Source organism: Streptomyces pyxinae (assembly GCF_024756275.1).
GTDB classification, from domain to species: domain Bacteria; phylum Actinomycetota; class Actinomycetes; order Streptomycetales; family Streptomycetaceae; genus Streptomyces; species Streptomyces pyxinae.
This window is the reverse complement of sequence record NZ_JANUGQ010000032.1, coordinates 15,992-29,464: the sequence shown is the minus strand read 5'-3', so window position 1 is coordinate 29,464 and position 13,473 is coordinate 15,992. Positions and strand designations below refer to the sequence as shown.

Here is a 13,473-nt window from a genome sequence, read left to right as displayed (position 1 = left end):
TCCGATCCTCACGCTCCGGCGTCCGGCCCGCTGGGAGAGCGGTTCGTCGTCCATGTCCGGAGCGCGGCGGGTCAGGTGATCCGGTGCTCCCAGCACAGGGAGGGGACCTGGTCGATCCAGTACCGGTGGGACGCGGGCGTCACGCGGAGCCGTACGGATTCGATCTCCGGCAGCCCGGCGTCCTGCCAGGCGACGAGAGAACGTTCCACGTCGTCCCACAGGGCCACCGGGCCGCCTTGGCGGACGGTCCACCGGCCGCCGTCGGCGGCGACGAACTCGGCGAACGACTCCCGCTCCGCATCGAACAGGTACCGCAAGAGCGACCCGTCACCGTCCGTCGCACGGACGAACTGGGCGCCGGGCACGGCCAACTGCGCGAGAAAGGCGGGCATCCATTCCTCAAGCACGAGAGGGGACAGCAGAGCGATCCGCTCACTGTCCGCGTACGCGGTCCGCGCGGAGAGGTCGCCCGCCAGCGGGGTCGCTGCCTGGGCCCGCGCCTGCATGAAGGAGGACCGCCCGATGATGGCGCCCTCGGCGGTGCCGTCGTCGCCGACGGTGACCTTCGCGAGACCGGTTCCCCAGGGCCAGGAGCCGACCGTGCTGAGGATGATGCCGCCGGGCCTGGTCTGCCGGATCCACGTGTGCGGGATGCGACGGACCGCACAGGTGGCGATGACCCGGTCGTACGGAGCCCGGCGGGGATGGCCGAGGAGTCCGTCGCCCGTCATCGTCCACGTCGAGTGACCGACAGCTTCCAGGGCGGCGTCGGCGCGTGCTGCCACCTGCGGGTCGACCTCGATCGTGGTGACGTTGTCTTCGCCGAGGTAGTGGCACATCAGGGCGGTGGAGTAGCCGGTACCCGTGCCGATCTCCAGGACACGGTGTCCTGCCGTGAGGTCCAGGGCCTCGATCATGCCGACGACCGTGGTCGGGTCGGTCGAGGACGAGGTGGGCACCCCTGCGACGGGCTCGCCGACCTGGTCGGCGGTGAGGTGGCCGTCGAGTTGAGTGGTGAGGGTGTCGACGCTGTACGCGATCTTCGACCACTCGTCCGAGGCCGTGCCGAGCGCGGTGACAGGCCGCCAGTTCCGCCCCTCGTCGAGGAACACACCGGGATGGAGGAACTGCTCGCGCGGCATGGTTTCGACGGCTTCCCGCAGCCAGGGGGATGTGAGCACGCCCTGGCTCACCAGAAGGGCGGCCAGGCGGTGCCGCTCGGGCTCCGAGCCGTTCATCGGCTGTCTCCTTGAATGAGTACGTCAGCGAAGGCCGCGGACATCGGAAGGCCGGTTTCCTTCTCCAGCCACCCCCACTGGCCGTTGGGGTTCAGCTCCAGCCACCAGTAATCGCCCCCTCGGTCCACCGAGAGGTCGAAGCTTCCCGATGCCAGGCCCAGCCGGTTCAGGTAGGCGTGCAGGGCTCTTTCCATCTGGTCCGTGAGGTGCTCGACGGTGTAGGTGAGGGCGCTGTAGTCCTTGCGCCAGTCCAGGAGGCTGGAGTCGATGCGTACGGCGAACGTATGCCGGCCGACGATCAGCACGCGGACATCGGCGACCTTGTCCACACGGGCCTGGAACAAGTGGGGGGTGACCCGGACACTGTCGTCGATCTCGTCGACGGTGACCGGGTCCGCCCAGCCGGTCACCGGCACGCTCTCACGCGTATAGGGGGTCCATCGCAGCGTCTTGAAGATCGCTTGCCCCTGAGCGTGGACGAACTCGCGGGCCTCGTCCGGGTCGTTGGTGACAAGAGTGGGTGGAATGGTGAAGCCGAGCTGCTGGGCGAGAACGAGTTGCGCGGGTTTGTAGTCGGCTGCGGCAACGCGCAGGGGGTGGTTGACCCAGAGCGGGCCGCTCAGAGCGTAGAGGGTGCCGCCGAGTCCGTAGCGGACCTGCGCCGCCGCGAACCGGGAGTCATCAGGAGACAGGTGGGGAAACGTGGGCCACTCCGGGCGGCGCCAGTACACCGACCGGATCTGCGTGACATCAGCGGTTCTCGACGGGGTGCGCACCTGCCCGACCACCGGGGCCGGGCAGGTGCCGAACCGAGCCGAGACCGTGAGGCCCTCGCCGATGTCGGCGGGATTGAACCTGACCACCGGCACATCGCGTCTGTGGAGTTCGGTGATCACCATGTCGGCAGTGATGTCGTCCGCCTCGGTGACCACCAGAACCGGCCTCTTCTCGGTCATGGCCATCAGTCCTGGTTGCTGTCCTGATCGTGACCCTGGTCGTTCCGGGAGTCCGAGTTCGTCGTCGTGGAGGTCTCCGTACCGGAGCTGGTGCCGTGCCTGCCCATCTCGACCACGTGCCCGGCGTGGTCGCGGAACACTCCGAGCTGCGTCATGGGGTCGATGGCGACCGTGGCGTGGGGTCGGCGGACGACCGTCGGGTAGGGCGCGAGTCGGCCCGCACCCCACGGCCGCGTGGAGGAGGGAACTGCGACAGAGGTGGTCATGAGACTCCTTCTCGGCTCAACCGGCCGGGGCTCCGGCGGCGTGTACGTACGTCCGCCGGCGCCAGGGTTCCTTCGGGGCAATTCAGAGGTCGTCACGTGGTCGCTCCTCTCCGTGGGGGAGCCTGGTGGGGCCTTTGACCTCCGGGCGGCGTGTGACCAGTGAACGACGATCCGTTACCGTCTCCCAGAGCGGACCCCGTGCGTTGCCCGGGCGTTTTCCGGGCATCGGGCATCGGGCGGTGCGAGCGGGAAAGATTCCTTCGCGAGAGGAGACCAATGGCTTCACGGCGTAGGCGCTTTGCCGAGAGGCGGGTGGCGAAGGGCTACTCTCAGGAGAAATTCGCAGAAGCGCTTACGGTGGCCGCTTCCACCGTGGTCCGTTGGGAAAGCGGCCGTGCCACCCCGCAGCCGCACCAACGTCCGAAGATTGCCTGCCTGTTGGGAGTCACCCTCTCCGAGCTGGGAGGGTTTCTCTTCGAAGAACACCCGGCCGAAACCGCCGCGCTGCCTGACGCCCCGCCCCTCCTCCACGGTGATGGTGACGATGTGAAGCGCCGCGATGTGCTGGGCCTGCTCGCCGTCACGGGCGCGCTGGTCACCCTGCCCGGTTCGGATGAGGCAACTCAAGGACATGCGACAGCGGCGCTTCTGGAGACGGGGGAGGAGCTGCACCGCAGCCTGTGGCAGGTCTTCACCCTCTCGGACTCCAAGCAGACCGTCTTCCCGGCGGTCCGCCGGCAACTCGACGTCCTGACGAAAGGTCTGGCCGAGGCGTGCATCGCAACGGACCGGGCCCGGCTGTGCGCGATGACGGCCGACCTCTACCAGCTCGCCGGCGAAGTCTTCTTCGACGCCAATCGATATACCGATGCCGCCCAGTGCTACACGCTGGCTGCCAACGCCGCCCATGCCGGTGGTGACAACGACCTCTGGGCCTGCGCCATGACCCGTCACGCCTATGTCGAGCTGTACGCCCGCCGCGCGCTCGTCGCCCAGACCCTGCTGGCAGTGGCCTCCCAGATCGCCCGGCGTGGCGACAGCACCTTGTCCACCCGCCACTGGGTCGCCTCTGTCCAGGCTCAGGCGTATGCGGCCATGGGTCACATCGACGGCTGCGCCCGGGCTCTCGACGAAGCCGAGAAGGTGCACTTCCTCGACAGCCACTCCCACAATGGTGGCTGGCTCCGCTTCGACGGTTCCCGCCTTCCCGAGGAACGAGGAGCCTGCTATCTCCAGCTCGGCCGCCCCGACCTCGCGGAAGACGCTCTCACCGCAGCCCTCGCCCAACCGCTGTCGCTGCGCCGCCGTGCTGCTGTCTTGAGCGACCTTGCCGTCCTCGGAGCGCATCGGGGCGATGTCGATCAGGTCGTGCAGTACGCGGAGACCGTACTCGGCCTGGCCCACCGGTCGGACTCGGGATTCATCGGGAAGAAGCTGGACGGGCTTCGAGGGCGTCTTGCCTCACTCATGACCGATGGCCGAGTCTCAGATCTGGATCACCGAATCGCGGCGCTTTCGCGCACCGCATGACGAGAGGGACACGCGCATGAGTGACGGCCGGATCTTCCGCGAGGCGTGGATCGCCGGGGTGGCCAGGCACTACCCTGGCGAGCCGAAGCCCGGCTACATCACGCCGTGGGATGAGACGCCCGAGTGGGAGCGCGAGGCTGCCGCTGCCGTGTACGGACAGGTGCGTGACTTCATCAGCGTCAGTGAAGGGCACGCCGCACGGCTCACCCGTGAGCAGAAGGGTCGCTTCGTCGCCATCTGCTGGACCGCCCAGATGTTCAAGCACTTCGAGGACCCGAAGCCCGGATACGTCGCCGACTGGGCCGACCTGCCGACCTGGCAGCAGGAGACGGACTCGGACATCTTCGAGCGCATCGAACAGACCGTCTGAACCCCGAGAAAGACGAAGCCTCCGTCCGGACTCTGCCGGGCGGGGGGACCTCCTTGCGTAGCCGTCAAGGTAGCCACGGAAGCGTCGTTCTGCACGTTATACAGGTCATAGCGCTGCGGTGCCTGTTCCCGGCGTACAGCCCGACTCGCCGCCCCGCTCCACCGGGTGTCATCGCCGCCGTTGGAAGGCCGTCTGGCCTGCCCTGTTGCACCACCGCCGGACTGCTGCAGAATCGACGTTGCTACTGCTCCGGCGAGCGGCTCCGACCTGCGGCTTTACCCGTCGGGCGGTCATCACCCCTGGAGGGTTCGCAATATGTGGCGGTGCTCGACCTCGCACCCGATCCCGGCGGGCGGTCATCACCCCTGGAGGGTTCGCAATTCCAGCAGGCCCTGGGCGGTGAGCGCGGCCAGGCTGGGCGGTCATCAACCCTGGAGGGTTCGCAATGCGTGCCCGGCGATGAGCTGGCGCTCGCGGGACTTGGGTGGTCATCAACCCTGGAGGGTTCACGACGACGGTGCGCGCCCGCAATGCGGCGACCGCGCACGTCGCCACCGTGGGTCCGGTCGGCCGGGCTACCCGGGTTCGGAGTCGTCGTGGATGGTCAGGGCTCCGGCGAGGTCGAGGTCGGCATTGGTGCCGTGTGCGCCGGCGCGGACGAGGAGTACGGCGCCGAGCGCGGTGCTCCAGAACGTTCGGGCCTCCACGCCGAGCGGCCGACGGGCCCTCCAGCCGCGGCTGTCGATGAGCCGGCTCGCGTAACGCTCGGACTGCCGGAACAGCAGCTGGAGGTGCCGGTCGACCACGGAGGCGAGGTCGGGCTTGGAGATCCCGGCGGCGAGTGCTCGGGTGACCGAGGGGAGTGAGGGCATCGCCAGTACGGCGCGGGCGATGTTGCGCCGGAACGCCGCCGCGTCGGGGGCCTGTTGGCCGATGCGCTCCAGCCGCCGGGCGTCGTGCAGCAGGCCGAGAAACGCGGCGTGCACGAGCAGCGCGTCCTTGGAGCCGAAGTAGTAGGTGACGTGATTGGGGAAGGCGTCTGCCGCGTCCGCGATCTCCGTGACGCTCACCTCGCCCCCGGGCCGCTCCTTGCAGAGCTCTGCGGTTACCTCGACCAGCCGGCGCTTCGTCGCGCGCCCGCGCTCACGCGCCCGGGCCGACACCGCTCGGGGCGCCCTCGATCGGGCTTCGGTTCGCTTCTTGTCCACGGCGGGATTGTATGTGATACAACGGAAAGGAAGTTGCTTGTATGGCATACAAGAGAGGTCAAGCATGCACCGGACCGAAGTCGTCGTGACCGGACTTGGGGCGCTCACGCCACTCGGCGGAGACGTCAAGTCCACCTGGGACGCCCTGCTCGCCGGCGAGTCCGGCATCCGCGGCGGCGGCCTGCCCGGCCACGAGGGCGTCGGCCTTCCCGACACCCCGGCGGGGACGATGGCGATCGACCCGGCCGAGTCGCTGCCGCCGGTAGGGGCCAGGCGGCTGGACCGCTCGCAGCAGGCGGCCCTCGTCGCGGCCGCCGAAGCCTGGGCCGACGCCGGTGCGCCGGAGGTGGACCCGGACCGGCTCGCATCGTCGATCGGCACCGGCATCGGTGGCGTACGGACGCTGCTGAAGGAGGACGACGTACTGGAGTCGGCCGGGGCCCGGCGCGTCTCGCCGCGCACGGTCCCGATGCTCATGCCCAACGCGGCGGCGGCGCTGATCAGCATCGAGTACGGCGCACGGGCCGGGGTCTACACGCCCGTCTCGGCGTGCTCCTCCGGTGCCGAGGCGATAGCCCTGGGGGCCAGGCTCATCCGGGCCGGTGAGGCCGACGTGGTCATCGCGGGCGGAACCGAGGCCGCGATCACCCCGATCACCGTCGCCGGCTTCGTCCAGGCGCAGGCCCTGTCGCGGCACACCGCCGAACCCGCCTCGGCGTCCCGGCCGTTCGCCGCGGACCGCGATGGATTCGTCCTCAGTGAAGGCGCCGCCGTCATGGTGCTCGAAAGCGCCGAGCACGCCGCCGCCCGGGGCGCGCGCGTCCACGCCGTACTCGCGGGAGCCGGCATCGCCGCCGACGCCCACCACATCACGGCACCCGCCCCCGACGGCTCCGGCCAGACATCCGCCATGCGCAAGGCCCTCGCACAAGCCGGCCTGGCTCCCGGGCAGATCGACCACATCAACGCCCACGCCACCGGAACCCCGGTCGGCGACGTGGCCGAGGCGCGTGCGATCGGGGAGGTCTTCGGCCGCGCCACTGTGACGGCCCCCAAGGCGGCGCTCGGCCATCTCTTCGGCGCCGCCGGCGCGATCGAGGCACTCATCGCCGTCCTCAGCGTGGAGCACGGCGTCATCCCGCCGACCCGCAACCTCACCGAGGCCGGCGTCGACCCCGACATCGACCTCGATGTCGTCACGGAGCGACGAGACGCCCCCCAGGAAGCCGTGCTCAGCAACTCCTTCGGCTTCGGCGGACAGAACGTCTCACTCGTCGTCACCGGCGCACGGCACCCCGCACCCCGCCCGGCCTCGACGGAGTGATGAGTGAAGCGCGGCACCGAAGTCGACCGGGGCCGCGCTTCACAGGGAGGAGATGGTGGAGATCAGAGAATCGTCACCGTGACGACCGGGGAGACCACGCCCCCACCGGCCATGCGCAGCTCGTTCTTGCCCTTGATGCCGAGCTTCACGCGCAGCGAGTAGGCGCCGCTCTTGTTGACGGCCACGCTCGCCGGCAGCGTCACCCACGCGCTCTTCTGCTTCTGCTGGACGCTGACCTGCGTGCCGGCCGTGAGGCCGGTGGAGGTGCCGGAGATACGGAACTCCTCCCACGCCTTGACGCTGTTCACGCTCGCCTTGGCCGTGAGGGTGGCCGTGGGCGGAACGGGGGCGGGGGAAACAGGGGCGGCCGGGCGCTCGACCGGCGCGGCCATGGAGGTGGCGGCGCTCGCACCGACGAGCGCGACGCTGAGGACACCGGCGGCAACGAGACGGTATGCGCGGTTCATATTATTTCCTCCTTGGTGACCCTGTTGGTGCTTTCACTCAGGAATACGAGTAATCCGCTGATGTGGTTGCTTCACTTCACGCCAAAATGATCGAGCCGCAGGCCCGGCCGAACCCGTGGCGAGTACCAGGCGCCCCGGGTGATGTCGCGAGCGCCCTGCCGCAGCAGCTCGGCGCCGGTGCGGGCGCCCAAGTGCGAAGGGCGGGAAGGGAAACCGTTCACGTCGTCCCGCGCTCTTCGCACCGGGTCTCACGGTAAGCGGTGGCACCGGGCGCCCGGCGCGGGCCGAGGACCAGCCGGGCCACGGCCGGGTGAAGCACCCCGGCGAGTGCTTGACGCTCCTTCCAGCCCCACGCGGTGACCTCGGACTCCTGGAGCACCACTTCGGCGTCGGCCGCGACGACCGGCCCGGCGAAGACGAAGGCCAGGCGGTCGCGCCGGCCGGGATGCGCGGCCCGGACCCACTCGACGGCGAACAGATCGTCCTCGTCCAGCGCGACGCTGAGCCCCAGTTCCTCCCCGACCTCGCGGCGGGCGGCGTCCAGCGGGGACTCGCCCTGCTCCACGCGCCCGCCCGGCAGGCCCCACCGGTCGCCCCCACTGACCGTACGGACGACCAGCGCCCGGTCCTGCGGGTCGGTGATCAGCACGGCCACGGTGAGCGGATGGGAGTGGTAGAGCAGCATATTGACCGCGACCTCCGCCGCGACCTCCTCCTTGAACCGGGCGAGCCGCATCTCGCCGGTCGCCCGGGATCCCGCACCACCGCCGAGCGGACCGGAGAGCCCGCGCAGACGGACGTACCGCAGCCAGTACGCCTCGACCAGGTGCGGCAGGGCATGGAGCAGGGTGACCAGACGTCGCCACCGGCTCTGGCGCAGCCGGAGCAGGCGCCTCACGTTCCGCCGGTAGTTGGACCGAGGATCGTCCCTGCGCCAGGACCACATGGCCGTCACCGGACGGCAACGGCGAAGGCCAGGACCGTCGGTACGGCCTGAGCGGTGAGCAAAGTGCGGACCGCGTGCGGCAACTGGCGCGCGAGGCCGCTCCGGTCGTGGCCTCGTATGGCCGAGAAGCCGATGACATGCTGAGCGTTTCCACGGTCGATGGGCATGGCTGCCTTTCTGTCGAAGAGAACGAGCGGGGGAGCGGCCGCCCCGAGCGGGGAAGTTCCGACTCGGAGCGGCCCGTGCACGGTGCGCCGGACGGATCGCGTACGCCCCTCCCGGGCGCGGACGGGGCCTGCGCGACGAGGACCGGCTACTCGGCGTCGACGCCCTCGTCGTCCGGCGCGTCGTCCCGGTCGTCCGGCCCCCCGGCCGGCTCGGGCTCCGACGGCACGGCCCCCTCGTCGTCCGGCTCGGCGTCCGGCTCCGTGGCGATGACCTCGGGCTCGTCGGTCGGTGGTTCCTGGGTCGCGATCACGGCGACCCTCCTTTCCTCTGATGGTTGCCCCGGCCCGGTCGGGCCCGGGACCCGCTCTGCCACGGCGGTACGCACCCGTGCGAGCGGAGGTCGAAGAGAGAGCGGTCGTACGGTCAGCCGCCGGGTTCCGGCCTCACATGGCCCAGCAACTCGGCCGGCCCGTCGGCGGCCACGAAGGCGGTGGCAGGGCGGCGGGCCAGCCGGCCCCGGCGAGGGCCTCCGGCGGGACGGGCGTCCCGGGTGCGATCGTCCGGTGCGCGAGGAGCACCACGCAGTCGTCGCGTTCGGGGCACCAGGGGCGTCGGGGGCGCCGTACCTCGTATCCGGCGGCCCGGAGCACCCGGGTCACCAGGGCGGTGCACCGGTCCCAGTGGCCCCCGGCGCTCTCCGGCACCGTGCCGTCCGGCCGGCGGCGGTAGCCGGGTTCCGGGTCCCAGCGGATCGCGGTGCAGACCGCCGCGTCCGGCGGCCACTCCACGGCGGGCGCCGGACGCAGCAGGCAGGAGTTGGCCCCCTCGAACCGGGCGTTCCTGTCCGGCGACGAGCGGCTCAGCCCCTCCGACCGCAGCAGCCGTTCGACCTCCCGCTCCGGGCTCTCGTCCCCGGCCGTGAAAACCGGCTTCACATGGTTCGGCCGCGCGGGCTCAGCGGGCGCCCATGCCCGTACCGGCGGACGATCGGTCCCGTCGCCCGGCCGCATCCGATACACCAGCAGATCGGCGCCGGGATGGTGGTACGGGGTCTGCGGCCGTCCCGCCGGCTCCGCGAGGAAGCCCGCGGCCTCCAGCGCGGCGACGGTCGCCATCAGCCGCTCCGACCAGTGCGCCACCGCGCCCAGGGGGACGCGCCCGGTCGCGGGGTCACGGCGGTACGCCTCGTCCGGCACCCACCGCACCGCCACGCACAGCTCCGCATCGACCGGCCACGCCGCCTCGGACACCGCGACCGCGTGGCACCACCCCTTGCCCTCGGGGAGCACCCGGTGCCGAAGGCCGTCCCCGCGCAGCTCGTACACGGGCGCCAGTCCCAGCACACCGAGGTGGTACTCGACCAGCCGGACGGCCCCGCTCGGCTCGGCCCGGTCGTACACAGGTTCTTCTGTCACAGCGGATCCTCAACAAGGGAATGGCCCGGCCACCGCACAAGGCATGGACATCGGCAACGGCAACGGAGATCGGAGGAACGCTCAGCGGCGTGAGGCGATCAGGCCCCACACCAGCCCCGCGTACGCGGTGACCGCCGACGCGGTCACCAGCGCCGTACGCGCCGTCCGGGAAAGCGGCCACCGACCCGTCGTCCCCCGTCGGGCTCGCTGCCGGTGCCGTACGGGCCTGCCGGCTGGCACCGCGGGCAAGCCGCCCCGGCTCACCCCCGGGCAGGCGAGAAGGGAGAGCGTGACGCGGTGCGAGCTGTCGGAGAAGACGACCGCCACCCCCGAGCCGCCCCTCAGCCGCTCCCGGGCCTGGCGCTGCTCCCGCTCGTCCTCGCACCAGGCCAGCAGCCGCGCGGCGCAGCTCGGACCCGGCACCTCGACATACCGGCCGGCGGGGCGCACCCAGGCCGATGCCCGTTCGGCCTCCAGCACCCGGGCCACCCGCTGGCACCGCCCATGGAGCCAGCGCAGCGCCAGGACGGGCCCCAACAGGTCTGCCCTGGTGGCGTACTCGCACGGCGCGCTCACATCCGGTCCGAGCCGCCGCTCCACGAACACCTCTCCCCGGAAGTACGGCACGGTCACCGCACCGCCACCGTGCACCAGGTGCACGTCCCCTTCCGCCCCCACGCCGTCGCGAGCGTGTCGACCAGCACCATCCCGCGCCCGCTCTCGGCTTCCGGGGCCGGGCACTTGACGACCGGAGACCCCGGGGTGGACGAGTGGTCGTCCACCTCCACCCGGACCACGGAGGAGCAACAGGCAAGCGAAAAGGTCACGCTCGGCCCGCTCCCGTGGACGATCGCGTTGGTGACCAACTCGCTGACGAGAAGCTGCACTGTGTGATGCACATCGGGCGAGAGAGGGCTCGCGGCTCTCAGATGCAGGGCGGTGAGTCGACGGGCGTGGTCAACCCGTCGTGGATGGGAAGGGAATGACGCCACCAGGCAGTCGGGTAGAGGGTTGTTCACCGGCGCGGCAGGGACCACGCTCGGGGAGTTGCTGTGAGGAGTGCTGGCGCTCGTGCCGTTCGGCATCGCGGCCCTCCCTCATGAGGTTGCGGATTGTGTAACCAGGCAACACCCAGAGCCACAGTCGGGGTACCGTCCGAGCTGGTGGTGAAGGGTGGTGTTTCCGCACCCTCTGGCGGGAGGAAGGCCGTGAAGACGAAGGCGCCGAACGACAAGCTCGCGGACTGCCTGGCCCGTTCGGGCCTGAGCCGCAAGGAGTTGGCCCGTCGTGTGCAAGCGAAGGCCGTGGAGTGGAGGCAGCACCACATCTCGACAGATGCCTCGCGGATTCGGGACTGGATCGCAGGCGGGACGCCTCGCTGGCCTGTGCCGGAGATCCTCGCCGATGTGTTCTCCGAGCACTTCGGGCGCCGCGTCACCACGTACGACATCGGGTACGGCGACTGCGCGGGGGCGGATCGGGCGCTCGTTTACAACCCCTCGTATGCCGCTACCGTTGAAGCCGTAGCCGACTTGGGGAGAGCCGACGTGGACCGCCGCAAACTGCTTGCCACCGCCCCCTTCGCCGCCGTCGCCGGGATGGGCCCGTCCCGCGACTGGCTGCTCAACACCTTGGACCAGGAGCCGGAGCCCGGCCCTCGCGTGAGGCTGGAAGACGTAACGGCCGTGAAGAACATGTTCGCGACGTTCCAGCGCATGGACATCTTTCAGGGCGGGGGGTCGGGCAGGATGGCACTGGCCCAGTACATGACCGCCCATGTTTATCCACTGCTGCGTCGGGCTTACTCCGACGAGGTGCGACGGGCTCTGTGTGAAGCGGCGGCCGAGCAGACGTACCTGCTCGGCTGGATGGCGTACGACAACGGAGAGCACGGCACGGCCCAGCGCTATCTCATTCAAGCTCTGCGACTTGCTGAAGAGTCCCGGAACGCCGCTCTTGGAGCACATGTACTGGCGGGCATGGCCGACCAGGCGACACTCCTGGGCAACCCGGCTGAAGGTCGACGCCTCGCTCAGGCCGGCCGCCAGGGTCTCGCCCGTACGCGATCGGCTGCTTGTCTGGCCGACCTCTGGTGCCTTGAGGCCCGAGCCCTGGCCCGGCTCGGGGACAAGGCGGCTGCGGCAACCGCGGTGGCCAAGTCGGAGAAGGAATTCGAGAAGGTCCGGCCAGGGACGGAGCAGGCGTGGGCCGAGTTCATTGACGCGGCCTACCTGCACGGAGAGCACGCGCACACCTTCCGGGACTCGGGTGATCCCTTCTCGGCGGCAGAGCATGCACACCGTTCCATCGAGCAGGCCAAGAAGCAGAACCGGGCCAGGCGCGGAGCCATGTCCCAGGCCGCGCTTGCCGTTTCCCACCTTCAACGACGAGACCTCGACTCGGCCTACCAGGCGGGTCTGCGCACGCTGTCGCTGGCCGGGCGAGTGCAGAGTTCGCGTGCCGTGGAAGCGGTGCAGGATCTGGACCGGCGTATGAGCCGCTTCGGGAGGCACCGGCTCGCCGCCGACTTCAGTGAACGCGCCCGGGAACTGGTCAAAGCCGCTTAGCCGGCCTGCGCGGCGATCTCGTCCAGGCCGGTGGCGCGGTGTGCGCACCGGGCGCTCCGCGCCTCACCGGACATCCGTGTCATGTCCGTAGTCCTCGACCTGCCCCATCGACACCGGGAGAGAAGTCGTGAACACGACGGGCTTCGAACTCCGGCGCTTCTCCGATGTCGGAGCAGTCTGGGAAACACTGATCGAAATCTACGCCGAGGTTCGGGCCGACCGGCTTCACGACCCTCACTACTCCATCGAACGGTGCGGTGAACGCCTGGCTCGCCATGCCGCCGAGCCCGGGTGGGAGGTCGTCGTCGAATACGACCGAGGGGAAGCGGTCGGCTACATCTACGCCCTCATGGTCAACCTCCGGGCGGGGGAGGGGAAGGTGCACCGTCTCTATGAGACGTGGGGATACAAGGACGTAGGGCAGTCCCAGCCGTCGCCCGACTCCCCGGACCTGATGGTCATGTTGCGGCCCCGTTGAGAGCCAGGTGGGTAGAGCGACGGTGCTGGGCCGGATCGAGCGTGTATGGGCAGACCCGAGTGCTCCCGGGCAGCAAGGCGGCGCAGGACTTCCGCCAGGAGACCTCGCGCCGCTGTGGTACGGCGGTGTTACTTGGTCTCTTCCGACACCCAGTTGAGATACCCGGCGGTGCCGCTCGTGATCGTGAGTCCGATGACTTCCGGCTTGTCGTAGTCATGATGCTCGATGATGAACTCCTGCAACCGCGGGACCAGATCGGCTCGGGTCTTGAAGTCGATCCGCCACTCCTTGTCGCGTTCAATCTTCCCCTGCCAGCGGTAGACGGAGGCGATGGGGTAGACCTGGGCGCAGGCAGCCAACTCGGCTTCCACCACAGCGCTGGCCAGGCTGTGAGCCTTCTCCTCGGTGTCCGTCGTCGTGGTCACTACGGCATGTCCGCTGTCCGTCATGCCGGTGAGCCTACGGCCTCCGGGGGAGCGCCCACCTTCGGTGTCGGCTGCCTGCACCCCTCGAACCGCACTACGTACTGCGCCAGCCTCG

At 70.0% G+C, this 13,473-nt stretch carries 17 protein-coding genes; 5 read left to right on the top strand and 12 right to left on the bottom strand.

What is annotated here, in order from left to right; all coding sequences use genetic code 11:
* Positions 1–71: 71 nt before the first annotated feature.
* The 3 genes from tgmC to tgmA are packed head-to-tail and all read right to left on the bottom strand — an operon-like array spanning position 72 to position 2,460.
* Positions 72–1,238, bottom strand: a complete 1,167-nt coding sequence (gene tgmC, locus NX801_RS26905; protein WP_258790540.1) for an ATP-grasp peptide maturase system methyltransferase — start codon at positions 1,236–1,238, stop codon at positions 72–74.
* The gene (gene tgmB, locus NX801_RS26900) at positions 1,235–2,194 is read right to left on the bottom strand and encodes an ATP-grasp ribosomal peptide maturase (RefSeq protein WP_258790539.1); all 960 of its coding nucleotides are present in this window, start codon (positions 2,192–2,194) and stop codon (positions 1,235–1,237) included. Before tgmB ends, tgmC begins: the two co-directional genes overlap by 4 nt.
* A gap of 5 nt (positions 2,195–2,199) precedes the next feature.
* Positions 2,200–2,460, bottom strand: coding sequence for a putative ATP-grasp-modified RiPP (tgmA, locus tag NX801_RS26895; RefSeq protein WP_258790538.1), 261 nt, complete (start codon positions 2,458–2,460; stop codon positions 2,200–2,202).
* A 276-nt stretch (positions 2,461–2,736) separates the two neighbouring features.
* On the opposite strand from tgmA, the gene NX801_RS26890 reads away from it, so the two are divergent.
* Together NX801_RS26890 and NX801_RS26885 are read left to right on the top strand one after the other, a co-directional pair.
* Entirely contained in the window at positions 2,737–3,990 is a 1,254-nt protein-coding gene (locus NX801_RS26890) for a helix-turn-helix domain-containing protein (protein WP_258790537.1), read from the top strand.
* A gap of 16 nt (positions 3,991–4,006) precedes the next feature.
* Positions 4,007–4,360 (top strand): hypothetical protein, encoded by a 354-nt coding sequence (locus NX801_RS26885; protein WP_258790536.1) that lies wholly within the window; start codon positions 4,007–4,009, stop codon positions 4,358–4,360.
* 575 nt (positions 4,361–4,935) lie between these two features.
* Here the strand turns inward: NX801_RS26885 and NX801_RS26880 are convergent.
* The gene (locus NX801_RS26880; RefSeq protein ID WP_258790535.1) at positions 4,936–5,568 is read right to left on the bottom strand and encodes a TetR/AcrR family transcriptional regulator C-terminal domain-containing protein; all 633 of its coding nucleotides are present in this window, start codon (positions 5,566–5,568) and stop codon (positions 4,936–4,938) included.
* Between the two features lie 64 nt (positions 5,569–5,632).
* Between NX801_RS26880 and NX801_RS26875 the strand changes: the two genes are divergently transcribed.
* Positions 5,633–6,892, top strand: coding sequence for a beta-ketoacyl-[acyl-carrier-protein] synthase family protein (locus tag NX801_RS26875; protein ID WP_258790534.1), 1,260 nt, complete (start codon positions 5,633–5,635; stop codon positions 6,890–6,892).
* 62 nt (positions 6,893–6,954) lie between these two features.
* Here NX801_RS26875 and NX801_RS26870 read toward each other — a convergent pair whose 3' ends face one another.
* The 7 genes from NX801_RS26870 to NX801_RS26840 all read right to left on the bottom strand — a co-directional run bounded on the left by NX801_RS26870 (position 6,955) and on the right by NX801_RS26840 (position 10,973).
* Positions 6,955–7,359, bottom strand: a complete 405-nt coding sequence (locus NX801_RS26870; RefSeq protein ID WP_258790533.1) for a hypothetical protein — start codon at positions 7,357–7,359, stop codon at positions 6,955–6,957.
* Between the two features lie 217 nt (positions 7,360–7,576).
* Positions 7,577–8,257 (bottom strand): NUDIX domain-containing protein, encoded by a 681-nt coding sequence (locus NX801_RS26865; protein ID WP_258790532.1) that lies wholly within the window; start codon positions 8,255–8,257, stop codon positions 7,577–7,579.
* Positions 8,258–8,310: 53 nt separating this feature from the next.
* Complete coding sequence (locus NX801_RS26860) at positions 8,311–8,472, bottom strand: hypothetical protein (RefSeq protein ID WP_258790531.1); 162 nt, start codon at positions 8,470–8,472, stop codon at positions 8,311–8,313.
* Positions 8,473–8,618: 146 nt separating this feature from the next.
* Positions 8,619–8,783: a hypothetical protein gene (locus NX801_RS26855; RefSeq protein WP_258790530.1), complete on the bottom strand. Its 165-nt coding sequence runs from the start codon at positions 8,781–8,783 to the stop codon at positions 8,619–8,621.
* A 133-nt stretch (positions 8,784–8,916) separates the two neighbouring features.
* Complete coding sequence (locus NX801_RS26850; RefSeq protein WP_258790529.1) at positions 8,917–9,888, bottom strand: hypothetical protein; 972 nt, start codon at positions 9,886–9,888, stop codon at positions 8,917–8,919.
* An 81-nt stretch (positions 9,889–9,969) separates the two neighbouring features.
* Positions 9,970–10,548, bottom strand: coding sequence for a hypothetical protein (locus NX801_RS26845; RefSeq protein WP_258790528.1), 579 nt, complete (start codon positions 10,546–10,548; stop codon positions 9,970–9,972).
* Positions 10,518–10,973, bottom strand: coding sequence for an ATP-binding protein (locus NX801_RS26840; RefSeq protein ID WP_258790527.1), 456 nt, complete (start codon positions 10,971–10,973; stop codon positions 10,518–10,520). Before NX801_RS26840 ends, NX801_RS26845 begins: the two co-directional genes overlap by 31 nt.
* Positions 10,974–11,096: 123 nt before the next feature.
* On the opposite strand from NX801_RS26840, the gene NX801_RS26835 reads away from it, so the two are divergent.
* Together NX801_RS26835 and NX801_RS26830 are read left to right on the top strand one after the other, a co-directional pair.
* Entirely contained in the window at positions 11,097–12,455 is a 1,359-nt protein-coding gene (locus tag NX801_RS26835) for an NsdA family TPR-like regulatory protein (protein ID WP_258790526.1), read from the top strand.
* Between the two features lie 127 nt (positions 12,456–12,582).
* Positions 12,583–12,933: a hypothetical protein gene (locus tag NX801_RS26830; RefSeq protein WP_258790525.1), complete on the top strand. Its 351-nt coding sequence runs from the start codon at positions 12,583–12,585 to the stop codon at positions 12,931–12,933.
* Between the two features lie 128 nt (positions 12,934–13,061).
* Here the strand turns inward: NX801_RS26830 and cutA are convergent, their stop codons facing one another.
* Complete coding sequence (gene cutA / locus NX801_RS26825) at positions 13,062–13,382, bottom strand: divalent-cation tolerance protein CutA (protein WP_258790524.1); 321 nt, start codon at positions 13,380–13,382, stop codon at positions 13,062–13,064.
* Between the last annotated feature and the right edge of the window lie 91 nt (positions 13,383–13,473).

Excerpts from the sequence above, each read along its gene's own strand:
- tgmC (WP_258790540.1), bottom strand. The coding sequence starts at position 1,238 with ATGAACGGCTCGGAGCCCGAGCGGCACCGCCTGGCCGCCCTTCTGGTG.
- tgmB (WP_258790539.1), bottom strand. The coding sequence starts at position 2,194 with ATGACCGAGAAGAGGCCGGTTCTGGTGGTCACCGAGGCGGACGACATC.
- tgmA (WP_258790538.1), bottom strand. The coding sequence starts at position 2,460 with ATGACCACCTCTGTCGCAGTTCCCTCCTCCACGCGGCCGTGGGGTGCG.
- NX801_RS26890 (WP_258790537.1), top strand. The coding sequence starts at position 2,737 with ATGGCTTCACGGCGTAGGCGCTTTGCCGAGAGGCGGGTGGCGAAGGGC.
- NX801_RS26885 (WP_258790536.1), top strand. The coding sequence starts at position 4,007 with ATGAGTGACGGCCGGATCTTCCGCGAGGCGTGGATCGCCGGGGTGGCC.
- NX801_RS26875 (WP_258790534.1), top strand. The coding sequence starts at position 5,633 with ATGCACCGGACCGAAGTCGTCGTGACCGGACTTGGGGCGCTCACGCCA.
- NX801_RS26870 (WP_258790533.1), bottom strand. The coding sequence starts at position 7,359 with ATGAACCGCGCATACCGTCTCGTTGCCGCCGGTGTCCTCAGCGTCGCG.
- NX801_RS26860 (WP_258790531.1), bottom strand. The coding sequence starts at position 8,472 with ATGCCCATCGACCGTGGAAACGCTCAGCATGTCATCGGCTTCTCGGCC.
- NX801_RS26840 (WP_258790527.1), bottom strand. The coding sequence starts at position 10,973 with ATGCCGAACGGCACGAGCGCCAGCACTCCTCACAGCAACTCCCCGAGC.
- cutA (WP_258790524.1), bottom strand. The coding sequence starts at position 13,382 with ATGACGGACAGCGGACATGCCGTAGTGACCACGACGACGGACACCGAG.